A 16,245-nucleotide genomic window follows, 5' to 3' on the forward strand; every position below is an offset into this window, starting at 1 on the left:
CACCATGAGTGAGCGGGTCACGGTCCACGGCGAGGTGGACAGCGGGTTCGGGCCGGTTGCCGATGCGTTCCGGCGCAATTTCGAGCAGCACGGCGAGATCGGTGCGGCCGTGACCGTCTACGACGGGGATCGGCCGGTGGTCGACCTGTGGGCCGGGTACCGCGATCGCAAGCGCACCAAGGCGTGGGCGCGCGACACCATGACCCCGGTGTGGTCCTCGACCAAGGGCGTCACGGCCTTCGTCATGGCGTCGGCGGTCTCGCGCGGGTGGCTGGAGTACGAGACCCCGGTGGCCGAGTACTGGCCCGAGTTCGCCGTGCACGGCAAGGAGTCGATCACCGTCCGCCAGCTGCTCGACCATCAGGCCGGGCTGGCCGCCCTCGATCGCCCGGTGCGCCTGACGGACATGGCCGACCTGGACGCGCTCGCGGTGACCCTGGCGGAGCAGAAGCCGCTGTGGCGTCCGGGAACCCGGCACGGCTACCACCCGATCACCGCGGGCCTCTATCAGGGCGAGCTGTTGCGCCGGGTCGAGCCGGCCGGGCGGACGCTGGGCCGGGTGCTCGCCGAGGATTTCGCGAAGCCGCTCGGCCTGCAGTTCTACATCGGTATGCCGGAGGAGATCTCGCTCGATCGGGTGGCCACGCTGTCCGCGACCGAGGGCCTGGACATCCTGCGCTTCGAGCGGGATCTGCCGGTGCGCATCGGCGTTCAGCTCTACGCCAAGCGCGGCCTGTCCTTCCGCGCCCTGAACAGCCCGCAGGTCGGCGCGCCCGCGCGGGCCTCGCGCCGCGAGTTCCTGTCGGTGGAGAGCCCCGCCGCGGGCGGCGTCGGTACCGCCCGCGCGCTGGCCCGCGTCTACGGCGCGGCCGCCGGTCAGACCGGCGAACTCCCCATCGACACGGCCCTTCTCGACCGCCTGGCCAGCGCGGACACCGCCGACGACGTTCCCGCCGAGGACCTGGTCCTGCTCACCCCCAGCCGCTATCACCTGGGTTTCCGCAAGTCCCGCGGCAGCTTCCGCTTCGGCACCGACAAACGCGCCTACGGCACGACCGGCTACGGCGGTTCGTTCGGATTCGCCGATCCCGCAACGGGTCTCGGCTTCGGCTACATCATGAATCGCCTCGGCATGGCGGTGCTCGACGATGTGCGCGGCCGCAATCTCCGCACCGCCCTGCTGCGCTGCACCTGACGGCGACCGGCTCATAGTCGGAACCAAACTCGCTGCCCCAACGGATTACGTTGGGGCACAGTTTATTTCGACCGGTACTACCCGCGCTACCGGCAGGCTTTGTCCCCACGGCACCTACTGATGCCCCCGCTCGCGCTTCACTCACGAGGATTGCGGCCTCACACCTCCCACAACGCCTCCCGCGCGCCGCGGCTTGTCCGCACCCGCGCACCCCAACTACCTCACGACTCCCGCAGATGCACCCGCTCGCGACCGACCTCGCGCCTTTGCATCGGCATGCCACCTGCCCAATCCGCTCCATAGGCGCGAGGGTGACCACCACCACTCTCCTTGACTGAATTTTCAGTCAAGATTATGTTCGTGGTTGCCAAGGGTTTTCTGGCTATATTCAGAAAGCCCGCGAACCAAGGAGCTTCGCCATGCGACGACGTCGATTCATGCAGGCCTGCACCGTCGTTCTGGGCGGCGTGCTCGCGGCCGCGTGCGGTGACGACCCGGGCGGGCAACCCGGCACGAAGCCGATCGACCCGGACGACGACCGCGCCTGGCTCATGCCCGAGGAGGGCGATCCGCACGCCCGCACCTGGATGGCGTTCGGCGCGAGCGCCGGCGTCTGGGGTGCGGAGCTGGTGCCGGAGACCCAGCGCGCGCTGGGCGCCATCGCGCGGGCCATCGTGCGTTTCGAGCCGGTCTCCATGCTGGTCCGGCCCGCGGAGAAGGACCTCGCCCGGGGTCTCGTCGGCCCGGACGTGGAGCTGATCGAGGCCCCGCTCGACGACCTGTGGATGCGCGACACCGGCCCGGTGTTCGTCCTCGGCGCGGGTCGCGCCGCGGTCGACTTCAATTTCAACGGCTGGGGCGAGAAGCAGGATTACGACAGCGACGCGCAGGTCGCCTCGATCGTCGCCGCCCGCGCCGGCGCGGAACTGCTGCACACCGAGCTGGTGCTCGAAGGCGGCGGTCTCGAGGTCGACGGCGAGGGCACCGCCATCATCACCGAAAGCTGTGTGCTGAACAGCAATCGCAATCCCGGCTGGAAGAAAGCCGATGTCGAGGAGGAGCTGTACCGGCTGCTCGGCATCGAGAAGGTGATCTGGCTACCGGGTATCGCGGGCCGCGACATCACCGACGGGCACACCGATTTCTATGCCCGTTTCGTCCGTCCGGGCGTGGTGGTGGCCGGGCTGGACAACGACCCGGATTCCTTCGACTACGCGGTCACCCGCAAGCACCTCGACATCCTGCGGGCGGCGACCGATGTGCACGGCAACCCGCTCGAGGTCGAGGTGCTCGAGGCGCCCGTCGATGTTCGCGAGGAATTCGCCAACGACGATTTCGCGGCCGGGTACATCAACTACTACGTGTGCAACGGCGCGGTCATCGCCCCGGAGTTCGGCGACGCCGAGGCCGACGAGGCCGCTCGCGCCACCCTGGCCCGGCTGTATCCGGACCGGCAGGTCGTGCAGGTCAACATCGACGGCATCGCCGCCGGCGGTGGCGGCATCCACTGCACCACGCAGCAGGAACCCGCCGCCTAGCCGGATCCGATCGTCAGACGCGTTCGGCGCCAACCTTTTCCACGTCGTGGACGTGGTGCACGAGATCGTGGGCGAAGTACCGCGCCAGGGTCTCGACGGTGAACCGGGAACCGTTGCCGCGCAGCGCTTCCCGGTCGCGCTCGGCCGCCGGCACGAATTCGAAAGCGCGGGCCACTGTTTCGGCCGCCGCCCGCAGTTCGGCCGCGACGGCGGCGGGCGCCTGCGCGCCATAGTTCTCCGCCACGGCGGTGACGTCCTGATCCCAGTTGGCGAACAGGGGAATTCCGGCGTCGACCGCCACCGCCGGGTCGTAGCCGCCGATGACCGGCCCCGGGCGCGGCCCGCCGGTCCGGGTGATGTCGAGCCGGTGCTCGAAGATCCGGCACACGTCGCGCACGTGCGCGGCGTATTCCAGGGCGGACCAGGTCGAATCGTCGGGCCGCACGGTCGCGTCCGGCCGGTCCAGCGCCGCCGCCAACCGCTCGGCGCTCCCGCGCACGAGGCCCGGGACGGTGTCGAAGGCGACGGCCTCGGGGTCGAAGCCGCATTCGGCGCAGGCGCGTTCGAGGACCCAGGTCCAGTCTTTGGCATCAGGAACGATCGACATGGACAACAACCTAGCGTGGCATTATTTAGCCGTCCACCAATATCCAGCCAGGCCGCGCCGAGATCACGCCAACCACGCACGGGCAGCCCCGGCGACGCACACGACAGCCGGACGAGCCGGCCCGCCCCGGACGAGCCGGGCGCGGGCCGGGCACCTCACTCCATCAACTGCTGCGCCTTGCCGAACAGCTCCAGGGTGATCGCGTGCAGGAAGTCGCCGACATCCTTGGACGCCTTGCCCGCACACGCCCGCGCGTGCGTCCCCTCGAGCACGATGCCGAGCTTGAAACACGCCAGCACGGTGTACCAGGGTATGTGGCTCAGATCCCGATCGGAGAACTCGCCGTAGTGCGCGATCATCTCCTCCGCGGTGGGCAGTCCGCCGACCGCGCCGAGCGTGCCGATGAGCGCCGCGCCGGTGGTGCCGGGTTCCGGGCGGGTGGCGATCTGCCAGCCCAGATCCAGCAGCGGATCGCCGATGGTGGACATCTCCCAGTCGACCATGGCCGCGACCTGCGGGCCGTCGAAGGAGAACATCATGTTCGCGAGATGGCAGTCGCCGTGCAGGATGCCGGGCCGCCAGTGCGTGGGCCGGTTGCGGTCGAGCCATTCCCCGACGCGCTCGAGGCCCGGGATCTCCGGTCCGGGGTAGCCCTCGTTGACGCTGTAGGACTCGAGTTCCTTGAGCCAGCGCGGCACCTGCCGTTCCAGGAAGCCTTCGGGCTTACCGTAATCGGCCAGCCCGAGGGCTTCGTGGTCGAGCGAGCCGAGGCGCGCGATGGCCTCCACCGCGGACAGTCCCATCTGCCGCCGCACCTCGGCGTCGCCGGCGTGCAGCGGGGGCAGTTCGTTCTGCGGGTTGAAGCCGGTGATCGGTTCCATGAGGTAGAAGGCGGCGCCGATCAGCGCGTCGTCGTCCTGCGCGGCGATCACCTTGGGCGCGCGGATGCCGGTGCCGTCCAGCGCGCCGAGAATGCGCGATTCGCGGCGGATGACGTTGTTGCTGGCGGCCCGCAGGTGCTTGGGACCGCGCCGCAGCACGTAGTCGCGGTCGCCGCGGGTGAAGCGCAGCATGATGTTCTGCGTGCCGCCGCCGAGCGGGGTCACCTTCTCGAATTCGCCCGATGTCAGGCCCTGTTCATCCATCCACTTACCGACGACCTCGAAATCCACGAGGTCACGATCCACGTCGACCGGCTGCACTTCAGACATGTCCCACATTGTGCCGCAGCTGTCCAGTGAAACTGAAGGCACCCGCCAGCACTAGTGGCGGCGGCCTCGTTCACGCAGGTCGGAGCGGGGTGAGCGGGTGGCTGTGGCGTAAGGTAACCGGTCAAATGCGCACGCTGCTGATCGACAACTACGACTCGTTCACCTACAACCTGTATCAGCTGATCAGTGAGGTGAACGGGGTCGAACCCGTGGTCGTGCGCAACGACGAGGTGCGCGATGTGTCCGCGCTGAACCTGGACTCCTTCGACAACGTGGTGATCTCTCCCGGGCCCGGGCGGCCCGATGTGCCGCGTGATTTCGGCATCTCGGCCGCGCTCGTCGCGGAGTCGGAGCTGCCGTTGCTCGGTGTGTGCCTGGGCCATCAGGGTCTGGTGATCGCGGCGGGCGGCTCGGTCGTGACCGCGCCGCGCGCCCGGCACGGGTATCCCGATCGCATCACCCACGACGGGCTGGGGTTGTTCGCCGGTGTGCCACAGGATTTCACGGCGGTCCGCTATCACTCGCTGTGCGCCGCCCGGCCGCTGCCGGACGCGCTGGAGGTGACGGCCACCGCCGCGGACGGGGTGATCATGGGCGTCCGGCATCGGACCCGCCCGCAGTGGGGTGTGCAGTTCCATCCCGAATCGGTCGCCAGCGAGTTCGGCGCGGCACTGCTGCGCAATTTCGCGGAGCTGACCCGCGCGCATCAGCGGGCGAACCATAGATCCCGCCCGCCGGTCGGCGTGAACGCTGTTCCGCAGCACCGGGTTTCGCCGCCGCACGGCGACGGCGAGCCGATCGTCTACCGCGTGCTGCAGGAGGTGATCGAGCGGGCCGTCGACGCCGAGGCGGTGTTCGAGCGGCTGTATCGCGATTCGCCCGGCGCGTTCTGGCTGGACAGCGAGCACGTCGAGCCGGGGCTGGACCGCTTCTCCTTCCTCGGGGACGGTTCGGGCCCGCTGGCGGAGCTGGTGCGGTACCGGGTCGGCGCGGGCCACGTGGAGATCGAGTCGGCGGCGGGCCTGCGGACGGTGCCGGGCGGCGTGCTGGACTACCTGTCCGGTGAGTTGAAGCGGCGGCAGATCCAATTCCCGGCGGTGCCATTCGATTTCGTCGGCGGGTACGTCGGCTACCTGGGCTACGAGATGAAGGCCGACTGCGGCGCGACGGCCGCGCACCGGGCGGATACCCCGGATGCGCAGTGGCTCTTCGCCGATCGGCTCGTCGTGGTCGATCACGAGGCGGGCCGCACCTATCTGCTGGCCCTGGCCTACCCCGATGACGTTGCCGCCGCGCAGGATTGGCTCGCGACCACGCGCGCCACCATCGCCCCATTGCGAACCTGGGAGAATCCCCCGGAGCTACGGTTACGCACCGACGAGGCCACCGTCGCCCCGCTGCTGACCCGCGGCCGGGACCGCTACCTCGCCGATGTGCGCGAGTGCAGACGGCAGTTGCTGGCGGGCGAGTCGTACGAGATCTGCATCACCGACGGCGCGTATCTACCCGCGAGCAGCGACGGCCTGAGCGTGTATCGGACGCTGCGCCGCTGTAATCCCGCGCCCTACGCGGCGTTCCTGCGTTTCGGCGAGCTGGAGGTGGCGTGCTCCTCCCCCGAACGGTTCCTCAAGATCGACCGCACCCGCACGGTCGAGAGCAAGCCCATCAAGGGCACCGCCCCGCGCGGTGACACCCCCGAGCTGGACGAGCGCCTGGCCGCCGATCTGGCCCGCGATCCCAAGACCCGCGCCGAGAACCTCATGATCGTGGATCTGCTCCGCAACGATCTGGGGCGCGTTTGCGAGGTCGGTTCGGTCCACGTGCCCCATCTGATGGCCGTGGAGACGTATACGACGCTGCACCAACTGGTCTCGACCGTGCGCGGCCGCCTGCGCCCCGATCTCGACGTGATCGACTGCCTGCGCGCCTGCTTCCCCGGCGGCTCGATGACCGGCGCCCCCAAGCTCCGCACGATGGAGATCATCGACGCCCTGGAGACCGAGGCGCGCGGGGTCTACTCCGGCACGATCGGGTTCCTCGGCCTCGGCGGCACCGCCGACCTGAACATCGTCATCCGCACCGCGGTCCGCCACGACGGCCGCTGGCGCGTGGGCGCGGGCGGCGCGGTGGTCCTGGACTCCGACCCCGAGGCCGAGTACCAGGAGATGGTCTGGAAGGCCGCCGCCGCCCTGCGCGCCCTCCCCCACCTCGGCGTTCCCCCGTCCGCTCCCCTGCCCTCGGCCTGACCCGCCGGGCACGCCCGCCCATTCGCCGGCCGACATCGTGGCAGACGATCGCGGTGCGACTGTCGCTACACGACACGTCCGAGTCCGCGAGACACCGCGAGCGGCAGGTCGTGGACCGCGGTACCGACAAGGGTCGAGGCTGACCCGACCCGCTACGCACGCCGCTGTTCCGGCATTCGGCGAGCCAACCTCGTGGCAAACGTCCAGGGCGGCCGGGCGCCGTTCGTCGCTGCACCCCACAGTGGCGCATCCTGGTCCGCGCGGGACAACGCGAGCGGCAGGTCGGCCCGCGAGCGCCGGCCACACTCGAGAAGTCTGGAACGCCGCCGCAGCCTCGCCGCCCTCGTACCTTTGCCTCCGCTCGCGAACAGCCACACCGGCATTCAGCCACACGGGGCATGGGGGGTGTACCGGCCGACACAGCCCGCGTGGGAGCACACAGCACCGTGTATCGAGCAGGGCGCGATCTCGCCCGGCCACGGGTGGAACGGTCAGCGGCGATGACCGCCCGACGCTATGTGCGGCGGGCGCGCGGGGGCGATTCGGGTTCGGTCGGCGGGGTGCTGTCGCGGCCGGTCAGGCGGGTCAGGAACGAGACGCCGGGGAGCTTGTCGAGGCGGGTCAGGACCTCTTCGCCCAGGGCGGTGAGGGATTCGAGGCGGATCAGGAGCTTGTCGTAGGCCACGAAGGCGGGTTCGGCCAGGGCCAGCGTGCGGTCGAGGCGGTCGATCGTGGAGTTCAGGCGGTTCACCGCGACGGTGAGGTTCTCGATCAGGTCGGGGAGCTGGGCGGCCAGCTGGATCGAGGCCGGGGGCAGGCGGACCGCGGTGTCGAAGGCCGAGGTGGCGGTGACCTGGGCGGAGTCGAGGGCCTGGCCGGCGGCGGCCTGGGCCGCCTCGACCGCGGCCTGGGCGGCGGCGAGGATGTCCGCGGGGTTGGGGACGCGCGGGGCGCCGGATTTGGCCCGCTGGGGCTGGGGCTTGCGGGCGGACCCCTTGGGATCGGTCATGTATCCACTGTGCCGCAGGCCGGGGCGAAACGGGATCAGGTTCGCGACCGGGCGTTTTCCCGGGCGGATTTCCTGTCGTAGTCGCATGGCATAGTTCGTGGTCGATGAAACTGACCAAGGGTGGCCACGCGCCTGTTCCGACATCGCTTCTGACGGTTGTCCTTTCGTGGCAATCCGATCACGAGGTGGATGCGCACGCCTTACTGCTCGCCCGGGACGGCCGGGTGCGCTCGGATCGTGATTTCATCTTCTTCAACGCGCCCAGACACCCGTCGCAGGCGGTCACCCTGGATCAGGAGCCCGCGCCGGGCACCGCGCGGCTGTCGGTCTCGCTGCCGCGCACCGAATCCGAGGTGGATCGGATCGTGCTCACCGGCTCGCTGGACGCGGGCGCGTTCGGCGACGTCCCCGGCCTGATTCTCACCGTCTTCGACCACAGCCGCCCGGTCGCCTGGTTCGAGGTCGCGGACGCGGAGTCCGTGCGGGCCATGATGTTCGGCGAGTTCTACCGCCGCCAGGACACCTGGCGGTTCCGCGCGGTCGGACAGGGCTGGGCGGTCGGTTTGGCCGGTCTCGTCGGCGAATTCGGTGTGCGGGTGGATGATCCGGCGACATCGGACCGGTCCTCGCGCGATGCGGTGGACAGCGAGTCCGCCACGCAACCGGGCGGCGCACAGCGGCCCGGCGCGGCGACCGGTTCCCCCCTGGCCGGTACCCCGCGCGCCGCCGCGACCCAGCACACCGCCGAGCTTCCCGCCGCGGCGCGATCGGCCGGCACCGCCCAGCGCACCGGCGCCGCGTCGGCGACGGCCGTGCGCCAACCGGCTCCCCTGCCCACCGTCCCCCGCCGCGGTTTCTCCCTCGAGCGCGAGACCCGTCCGGTCCCGCCGGTCCGCCCGCCGAATCCCGAACGCGCCGACTGGCATCCGCACCCGGACGCCCCCGCGCGCCTGCGCTGGTGGGACGGCACGGAGTGGACCGACGCCACCCGCCCGCGCCCGCCCGGCGACGCCAAGCACTGCGCGCGCTGCGGCCGGCCGCGCCGCCGCCGCTTCTTCGGCGCGCCCGCCCCCTGCCGCGAGTGCGCGACCGAGGTCGAGGCGTACCTGTCCGGCTGGCGCGGCCGCGCCGAACGCGCCCTGCGCACGGTCGGCCCGCACGGCGACGACTGGGAGGCGCTGTTCACGGCCCTGCGCTTCCAGCGCATCGACCGCGCCCAGGCCCTGACCCTGCTGCGCCCGCAGGCTCACGATCACGTGGAACGCCTGGTGGCCTTCGCCTTCGCCGACGGCCGGGTAGATCAGGCCGAGATGGACGATTTCGACGACACGGTCGCCACCCTGGCCCTGACCGGCCCGCTGATCGAGGATCTGCGCCGGCGCATGCAGCGCGTGCGCACGCTGACCCGGCTGCGCGACGGCGAACTCCCGACCGTGAGCGCGACGGGCCTGCACCTGGACCCGGCCGAAACCCTGCACCTCAACGTCCCCGCCATCCACATCCGCCAGCTGGCCCGCGGCCCGAAGCACACCGAGGGCAGATTGCTGTGCAGCAACAAGAAGCTGCGCTTCACCGGCGCCGACACCGGCACCGAAATGCTGTGGTCCCGTGTGGTTTCGGTGACGGCCGAGCACGGCACGGTGGTGGTCGCCGCCACCTCGGCGCGCGGCGGCGCGGTCTTCGAGGTCGCCGACCCGCACCATGTGGCCGCGACCCTCGAGGGCGCGCTGCGGGTGGCCAAACGCCTGGCCCTGACCCCGGGCAAGCTGGACACCCGCACCATTCCGCAGGAGGTCAAGGCCCAGGTCTGGCAGCGCGACGGCGGCAAGTGCGTCGAGTGCGGCGACAGCCACTACCTGGAGTTCGACCACATCATCCCGCTCAGCCGCGGCGGCGCGACGAGCGCCCCGAACCTCCAGATCCTGTGCCGCGCGTGCAATCGCGTGAAGGGCGCCCGCATCTGACCCGCACGAGGTGCGGTCCGGCGAGCGCGTGACGGGACGAGCCCGGCGCGCGGGGAGCTAACGAATGTGGGGAATCGTACAGCGAGTGATCAATCATGTTGAGGGGCAGCCGAAACGGCCCTAGCGTCCTGGGGAGCAGCTCGGAGAGGGGAACGACATGCAGGTTGCGGTGCTCGGCGGGACGGGAACGCTCGGTGCGCCGGTGGTGCGGGATCTGGCGGCCAGGGGGCACACGGTGCGGGTGCTGACCCGCTCGGCGCCGCGGGATCCGGTGGCCGGAACCGTGCACCACCCGGTGGATCTGGTGACCGGCGCGGGCCTGGACGAGGCCCTGGAGGGCGTGTCGGCCGTGGTGAACGCGGCCAGTCATCGCGGGCTGCGCAGTGACCGGGTGCTGGTGGACGGCGTCCGGACCCTGCTCGCGGCCGAGCAGCGCGCCCGGGTCGGCCATCACGTGGAGATCTCCATCGTCGGCTGTGAACGGGTGCCGTTCAGCTACTACCGCACCAAGACCGCGCAGGAGCGGGTGGTCACCCACGCGCCCGTGCCGTGGACGCTGTTGCGCGCCACGCAGTTTCACGAGCTCATCGATGAAATTCTTGCCGGGGCGGCGAAGTTCCGCCTGGCCCCGCGCGGCGCGCTGCTGTTCCAGCCCGTCGACGTGGTGGCCGTGGCGGCCCGCCTGGCCGATGCGGTCGAGGCGGGGCCGTCCGGCCGGGTCCGCGATATCGGCGGCCCGAGCGTGCAGTCGCTGACCGAGCTGGCCGCCGCGCGGCGGACCGCGCTGGGACAGTCCCTGCTCCCCGTGCCGGTGCCGCCCATCGGCCGTGTCGTTCGACGAGTGCGCGACGCTGCGCTGTGCCTCGACGACGATGGCGAGGCGGTGTCGTTCGACTATGCCGAGTGGTTGCGCCGGCGATATGGGAAGCCGGGTCGCTGACCTGCATTCATCCTGCGCTTCCGAACCGCCGCGCGGTATCCGGATTTCCACCGAGATTTCCGGGTGCGACTACGTAGGGGTACCGAGCCCCCGGGATGACGCGCGCGGCGGTTCGTCATCCGCGCGCACGATGCGCCGGATCAGTTCCGCATGACGCGAACGACGGCCGGTTCGGCGCAGAACAGCGCCGTGGCCGCGCTCGCGCTCAGCCCGGTCTCGGTCAGTCCGCCGGAATCGACTACAGCGCAGGTGGTTCCGGCCACCTTGCCGTCCCCGCCCTCGATGGGCCGCACCCGCGCGGTGACGACCGCGTGCAGCCGGTCCCGCACGAAGGTCCAGAACTGGATGTCCCAGGCGGCGTATCCGGCGTGCGCGGAGGCGACGGTGTAGCCGGATTCGGAGGTGTCGATGCCGATTCCGCTGAGCTGGCCCGCCCGCCGGTACTCGAGCGACCCGTTCCCCGCGTGGTGGACGGCGTACGCGGCGTTCGCGGTGGCCAGGAAGAGCGGAATGATCAGCTCGTCGCGGCTGTCGCCGTCGAGGTCGCGCAATCGCGCCCCGGCCGTCGTCCGCCAGCCCCGCTCGGTGATGGTCTGCACCTGTTCGCCATCCTCGTCGCGCACGATGACGGTGGTGACGCTGCTCGATCCGTTCGCGACGTAGCGCACCTCGAACACCAGACCGTTGCCGTCGCGACTCCGCAGCACGCAGTCGGAAGGTGTTGCGGCCGAACCGATGTCGCCGCACGGCGGCAGGCCGGTCACGGGATCGAGGTCGGGGGCTCCGGCGGATTCGGTCGCCGCGACGGTGGACCCCGGTTCCACCGGATCCGCCCCGCCGCACGCGGTGAGCGCGACGACTGCGAGCGCGATCATCGTCCAGATCGCCGTTCCGCGCCGCATACCGCGAGGATAACCCCCCGACGCCCACCCGGCAGGGCGTGCGCGGCGGCCCCGGATCCGCGCGCTCTCCTGTTCAGTGGGACGCGTGCTCGCGACCGCCCGTCCCAGCGCCGACGATATGCCTAATCGAAATAGTTCCAGCAGAAGTCGAGAGGGCACGCATGCATGCCAGCGCAGCGCAGGCCGATCACCACGATGTGATCATCATCGGGGCCGGTTTCGCCGGGCTCTACGGCGTTCACCGGGCGGCCCGGGCCGGCCTGAACGTGCTCGGCCTGGAAACCGGCTCCGACGTCGGCGGCACCTGGTTCTGGAACCGCTACCCGGGCGCGCGCTGCGACGTCGAGAGCGTGGACTACTCCTACTCGTTCGACGCCGAACTCCAGCAGAGCTGGACCTGGACCGAGCGCTTCGCGGCGCAGCCGGAGATCCTGGCCTACATCCACCACGTGGCCGAGCGTTTCGACCTGCGCAGGCACTACCGTTTCGAACAGACCGTGACCGCGGCGGCTTTCGATGACGAGTCCGGCATCTGGACCGTGCGCACCGCCGACGGATCGCAGTTCCGTTCCCGCTTCGTGGTTTTCGCCACCGGCTGCCTCTCGGCGCCCATCAAGCCGAACATCCCGGGCGTGGAAACCTTTGCCGGGGAAGAGTTCTTCACCGCGCGCTGGCCCGAGGAGGGCGTGTCCTTCGAGGGCAAGCGGGTGGCGGTCATCGGCACCGGCTCCTCGGGCATTCAGATCTCGCCCATCATCGCTCGCGAGGCGCAGGCGCTGACGGTGGTGCAGCGCTCCCCGAACTTCAGTGTGCCCGTGCCGAATCGGCCCTGGACCGTGCAGGAGCAGGAGCAGATTCGCGCCACCTACCCGGCGCGGCGCGAGAAGTCGTACTACGCCCCGGCCGCGACCCCGCATCCGAGCCTGACCACCAAGGCGCTGGAGCTGTCCGCCGCCGAGCGCGAACAGGCCATGGAGGACCGCTGGAACGGCGGCGGCGTGCTGTTCAACAAGGTGTTCCCGGACCAGAACAGCGATATCGCGGCCAACGAGCTGGTGCGCGAGTTCGCGGTGGCCAAGATTCGCGCCAAGATCGACGACCAGTCCGTCGCGGACGACCTGATCCCCACCGATCACCCGATCGGCACCAAGCGCATCTGCACCGACTCCGGCTACTACGAGATGTTCAACCGGCCGAACGTGTCGCTGGTGAACCTGCGGCGCGAGCCGATCGAGGAGATCACCCCCACCGGCATCCGTACCGCGGACAAGTTCGTGGAGATCGACACCCTGGTCTACGCCACCGGATTCGACGCCATGACCGGCGCGCTGCTGCGCATCGACATCACCGGCGCGCGGGGCACGAAGCTCGCCGACACCTGGGCCGACGGCCCGGTCACCTACCTGGGCTTCGGCATTCACGGCTTCCCGAACATGTTCAGCATCAACAGCGTCGGGACGCCATCGGTCATGGCGAACATGGTCCTGCACTCGGAACAGCAGCTCGACTGGGTGCTCGCGCTCATCGAATACTGTGGGGCGCAGGGCATCCGGCAGGCCGAGGCGCGCGCGGAGGCCGCCGCGACCTGGACCGATCACCTCATGGAGGTCGCCGAGGGCACGCTGTTCGTGCGCGCCAATTCCTGGTACATGGGCGCGAACGTGGAGGGCAAGAAGCGCGTGTTCATGCCCTACATCGGCGGATTCGGCAACTACCGCCGCTTCTGCGACACCGAGCGGGACAGCGGCTACCCGAGCTTCGAACTCACCCGATAAGCGCCGTCGACGCGGCCGCCGCCCGTCCGGGCGGCTCCGCGGTCAGGCGGGCAGGCCCAGCCCCGAGGCCAGCACGGGCCACGACTTCTTCAGCTCGTCCTGCCAGTACCCCCACGAGTGGGTGCCGTAGGGCGGGAAGTCGAAGGTGGCCGGGATGCCCAGCTGATCGAGCTTGACCTGCATGTTCCGGGTGCAGTAGTTGGTGGCGGCCTCCAGCGCACCGCCGAGGGTGGTCTGATTCACCAGACCGCCGACCCCGGGCAGGGTGTGCGGACCGTCGAGGGTGTCCCACGGGCCGGGCAGGCCGGTGCCGCTGGAGATGTACAGGTCGAGTCCGCGCAGCCGATCGGCGTGCACGTACGGATCGTTCTCGGCCCACATCGGATCGTCCCTGGGGCCGTACATGTTCATCGTGTTGCCGCCGCCCGCGGCGACCACGAGATTGACGAAGTTGTAGCCGAGGGGATCGCTGATCTGCGCGCAACCGCTGTACGCCGCAACGGATCTGTACAGCCCCGGCGCGGCGATGGGTAGTTGCAGCACCGACGTGCCGGCCATGGACAGACCGGCGATGGCATTGCGGCCGTTGGTGTTCAGCGCGCCGTCGATGAGCGGCGGCAGCTCCCGGGTGAGGAAGGTCTTCCACTTGTTGACCCCGAGGTTGGGATCCTCGGCGCGCCAATCGGTGTAGTAGCTGAACGCGCCGCCGATCGGCTGCACCACTTCGACGTCCTTGTCGCGCAGGAAGTTCAGCGCGTCGGTCTGCTTCTGCCAGGTGGCGGTGTCCTCGCCGCCGCCCGCGCCGTTGAGCAGGTACAGCACCGGGCGCGGTGCGGAGGTGTCGGCGGCGCGCTGGACGTCGACCTCGATGTTCTTGTCCATCGAGGCGGAGTAGACCTGCAGCCGCAGGGTGCGGTCGTCGATGCTCGTGGTGGAGACGATCCTGGAGCCGTTCGCGGACACTTCGGCGGTCGGCGGCGCGGGTGCTGCGGCGGCGGTGCCCGCGGCGATCGGTAGCAGAACAGTTGCGGCCAACGCCATTGCCGCGCCGCCCCAGATCTTCTTTGCACGCACGCGGTCTATCTCCTCGGTAGAAGTCATGTTTTCGAGCTGAAGTATCGAGGTCACCTACCCTGCCGCAGTTTACTGATGGTTTGCTGACCTGATACTTAGTGACACCTGAGAGGTCCCGGTCAGGGCCCGGATTACCGGCGCTCCCCGGGCTGTCAGCGACCTGTCGGCGCGTTGTCAGCGCGACCGGCGACCGTGGTCTCACACCGGATGAGCGGCCCGAACACGAGCCGCACGGACACCAGCCACGGAAGAGGTAGGGCAATGTCGGATAGCGCGCTGTCGAAGATGCTCGAGGCCACCGCCACCGAGTTCGGGATCCCGGGCATGACCGTCGGCGTGTGGGCCGGCGGCCGCGAGATCTTCGCCGAGTACGGCGTGACCAGCATCGAGAACCCGCTGCCGGTGGATCGGGACACGCTGTTCACCATCGGCTCGACGAGCAAGAGCGTCACCGCCACGGCGATCATGCGCCTGGTCGCCGAGGGCCGGATCGACCCGGCCGCGCCGGTCCAGCGGTATGTCCCGGAGTTCGCGCTCAGCGACCCGGCGCATGCCGCCGCGATCACCGTCGACCAGCTGCTCAATCACACGTCCGGACTGGATTGGAGCCTGATCAACGACACCGGCGCCGGCGACGACGCGCTGGCCGAGTTCGTGGCGCGGCTGGTGGACATCCCGCTCATCGCCGCGCCGGGGGCGCGGGCGTCCTACAGCCAGGCCGGGTTCAATCTGCTGGGCCGGGTCGTCGAGAAGGTCACCGGGCTCACCTTCGAGCAGGCGATCACCCGGCTCGTGCTGGATCCGGTCGGCCTGGCGCACAGCGGCTACGACCGCGACGCCATCATGACGCGGCGGTTCGCGGCCGGGCACGAACGGGACGAGAGCGGTGTGCTGTCGGTGGCGCGCACCTGGACCGGGACCCGCGCCAACAACCCCGGCGGCGGGCTGGTCTCCTCGGTGGCGGAACAGCTGCGCTGGGCCCGTTTCCAGCTCGGGGACGGCCGGGCCGAGTCGGGCGAGATGGTTCTGCCCGCCGAGGTGCTGCGTGAGATGCGCAGCCCCACCGTGGAATTGCGGGCCAGCAGCCTCGGTGACGCCATCGGCCGCTGCTGGTTCCTGCGCGAGATCGGCGGCGCGGCCACCTTCGGTCACGGCGGTTCGGCCTTCGGCCAGTTCGCCGAATTGCTGCTGGTCCCCGAGCACGATTTCGCGATCATCGTCCTGTCGAACGCGAGCCCCGACGGGATCCCGTCCAATCAGGCGGTGGTGCGCTGGGCGCTGGAGCACTATCTGGGCCTGGTCGACGGTGATCCCGAGCCGCTGCCGTTCGACGCGGATCGCGCGGGAGAACTGCTGGGCACCTACGACATCGACGCGATGACGATGACGGTGCTGACCGACGGCACGGGCCTGTCCCTGGAGTGCCGGATCAAGCCGGAGATCCGCGCCGCCGCCGATACCGACCTCCCCCAGGATCATCCGCCCTTCCCCTTCGGCCTGCTGCCGGGCGACGGTGACGAGTACATCATCACCGAGGGCTCGTTCAAGGGCCAGCGCGGCTACTTCAGCCGCGACACGACGGGCGCGATCACCGGTCTGGACCTGGCCGGCCGCCTGTTCACCCGCGTCTGATCGACCTGGAAACCTTCCTCGCACATCGGTTCCCGGACACACCCGCCCGGGAATCGACGCGTTCGCGGACAGGAACGGTCGCCGCTCCGCGCTCGGGATTCACCTGCGAACCACCTGCCACGGTGACCGGACGGAAAGGCCCACAGCTCTCG

12 protein-coding genes are annotated in these 16,245 nt (G+C 70.1%); 7 read left to right on the forward strand and 5 right to left on the reverse strand.

All coding sequences use genetic code 11. The features are described from left to right. Positions 1–4 precede the first annotated feature (4 nt). Together ACWDOP_RS17590 and ACWDOP_RS17595 are read left to right on the forward strand one after the other, a co-directional pair. Complete coding sequence (locus ACWDOP_RS17590) at positions 5–1,195, forward strand: serine hydrolase domain-containing protein (RefSeq protein WP_456345933.1); 1,191 nt, start codon at positions 5–7, stop codon at positions 1,193–1,195. Between the two features lie 419 nt (positions 1,196–1,614). After that, positions 1,615–2,733, forward strand: coding sequence for an agmatine deiminase family protein (locus tag ACWDOP_RS17595; protein WP_456345934.1), 1,119 nt, complete (start codon positions 1,615–1,617; stop codon positions 2,731–2,733). A gap of 13 nt (positions 2,734–2,746) precedes the next feature. Here ACWDOP_RS17595 and ACWDOP_RS17600 read toward each other — a convergent pair whose 3' ends face one another. Both ACWDOP_RS17600 and ACWDOP_RS17605 read right to left on the reverse strand, forming a co-directional pair. Then, the gene (locus ACWDOP_RS17600; protein ID WP_456345935.1) at positions 2,747–3,340 is read right to left on the reverse strand and encodes a DinB family protein; all 594 of its coding nucleotides are present in this window, start codon (positions 3,338–3,340) and stop codon (positions 2,747–2,749) included. Between the two features lie 155 nt (positions 3,341–3,495). After that, positions 3,496–4,551: a phosphotransferase family protein gene (locus ACWDOP_RS17605; RefSeq protein ID WP_456345936.1), complete on the reverse strand. Its 1,056-nt coding sequence runs from the start codon at positions 4,549–4,551 to the stop codon at positions 3,496–3,498. Positions 4,552–4,676: 125 nt separating this feature from the next. Here ACWDOP_RS17605 and pabB point away from each other — a divergent pair, with 125 nt between their 5' ends. After that, positions 4,677–6,797: an aminodeoxychorismate synthase gene (gene pabB / locus ACWDOP_RS17610; RefSeq protein ID WP_456345937.1), complete on the forward strand. Its 2,121-nt coding sequence runs from the start codon at positions 4,677–4,679 to the stop codon at positions 6,795–6,797. 514 nt (positions 6,798–7,311) lie between these two features. Here the strand turns inward: pabB and ACWDOP_RS17615 are convergent. Further along, the gene (locus ACWDOP_RS17615; RefSeq protein ID WP_456345938.1) at positions 7,312–7,806 is read right to left on the reverse strand and encodes a hypothetical protein; all 495 of its coding nucleotides are present in this window, start codon (positions 7,804–7,806) and stop codon (positions 7,312–7,314) included. Between the two features lie 104 nt (positions 7,807–7,910). Between ACWDOP_RS17615 and ACWDOP_RS17620 the strand changes: the two genes are divergently transcribed. Both ACWDOP_RS17620 and ACWDOP_RS17625 read left to right on the forward strand, forming a co-directional pair. After that, on the forward strand, positions 7,911–9,770 hold the full coding sequence (locus tag ACWDOP_RS17620; RefSeq protein ID WP_456345939.1) for a TerD family protein: 1,860 nt from the start codon (positions 7,911–7,913) through the stop codon (positions 9,768–9,770). Between the two features lie 157 nt (positions 9,771–9,927). Next, positions 9,928–10,710, forward strand: coding sequence for an SDR family oxidoreductase (locus tag ACWDOP_RS17625; protein ID WP_456345940.1), 783 nt, complete (start codon positions 9,928–9,930; stop codon positions 10,708–10,710). A gap of 140 nt (positions 10,711–10,850) precedes the next feature. Here ACWDOP_RS17625 and ACWDOP_RS17630 read toward each other — a convergent pair whose 3' ends face one another. After that, the gene (locus tag ACWDOP_RS17630; RefSeq protein WP_456345941.1) at positions 10,851–11,612 is read right to left on the reverse strand and encodes a hypothetical protein; all 762 of its coding nucleotides are present in this window, start codon (positions 11,610–11,612) and stop codon (positions 10,851–10,853) included. A gap of 161 nt (positions 11,613–11,773) precedes the next feature. Between ACWDOP_RS17630 and ACWDOP_RS17635 the strand changes: the two genes are divergently transcribed. Continuing rightward, positions 11,774–13,387, forward strand: coding sequence for a flavin-containing monooxygenase (locus ACWDOP_RS17635; RefSeq protein ID WP_456345942.1), 1,614 nt, complete (start codon positions 11,774–11,776; stop codon positions 13,385–13,387). A gap of 42 nt (positions 13,388–13,429) precedes the next feature. Here ACWDOP_RS17635 and ACWDOP_RS17640 read toward each other — a convergent pair whose 3' ends face one another. After that, positions 13,430–14,488, reverse strand: a complete 1,059-nt coding sequence (locus ACWDOP_RS17640) for an alpha/beta hydrolase (protein WP_456345943.1) — start codon at positions 14,486–14,488, stop codon at positions 13,430–13,432. A 234-nt stretch (positions 14,489–14,722) separates the two neighbouring features. On the opposite strand from ACWDOP_RS17640, the gene ACWDOP_RS17645 reads away from it, so the two are divergent. Next, positions 14,723–16,093: a serine hydrolase domain-containing protein gene (locus ACWDOP_RS17645; RefSeq protein WP_456345944.1), complete on the forward strand. Its 1,371-nt coding sequence runs from the start codon at positions 14,723–14,725 to the stop codon at positions 16,091–16,093. Positions 16,094–16,245 lie beyond the last annotated feature (152 nt).

The organism is Nocardia sp. NPDC003693, from assembly GCF_053981095.1.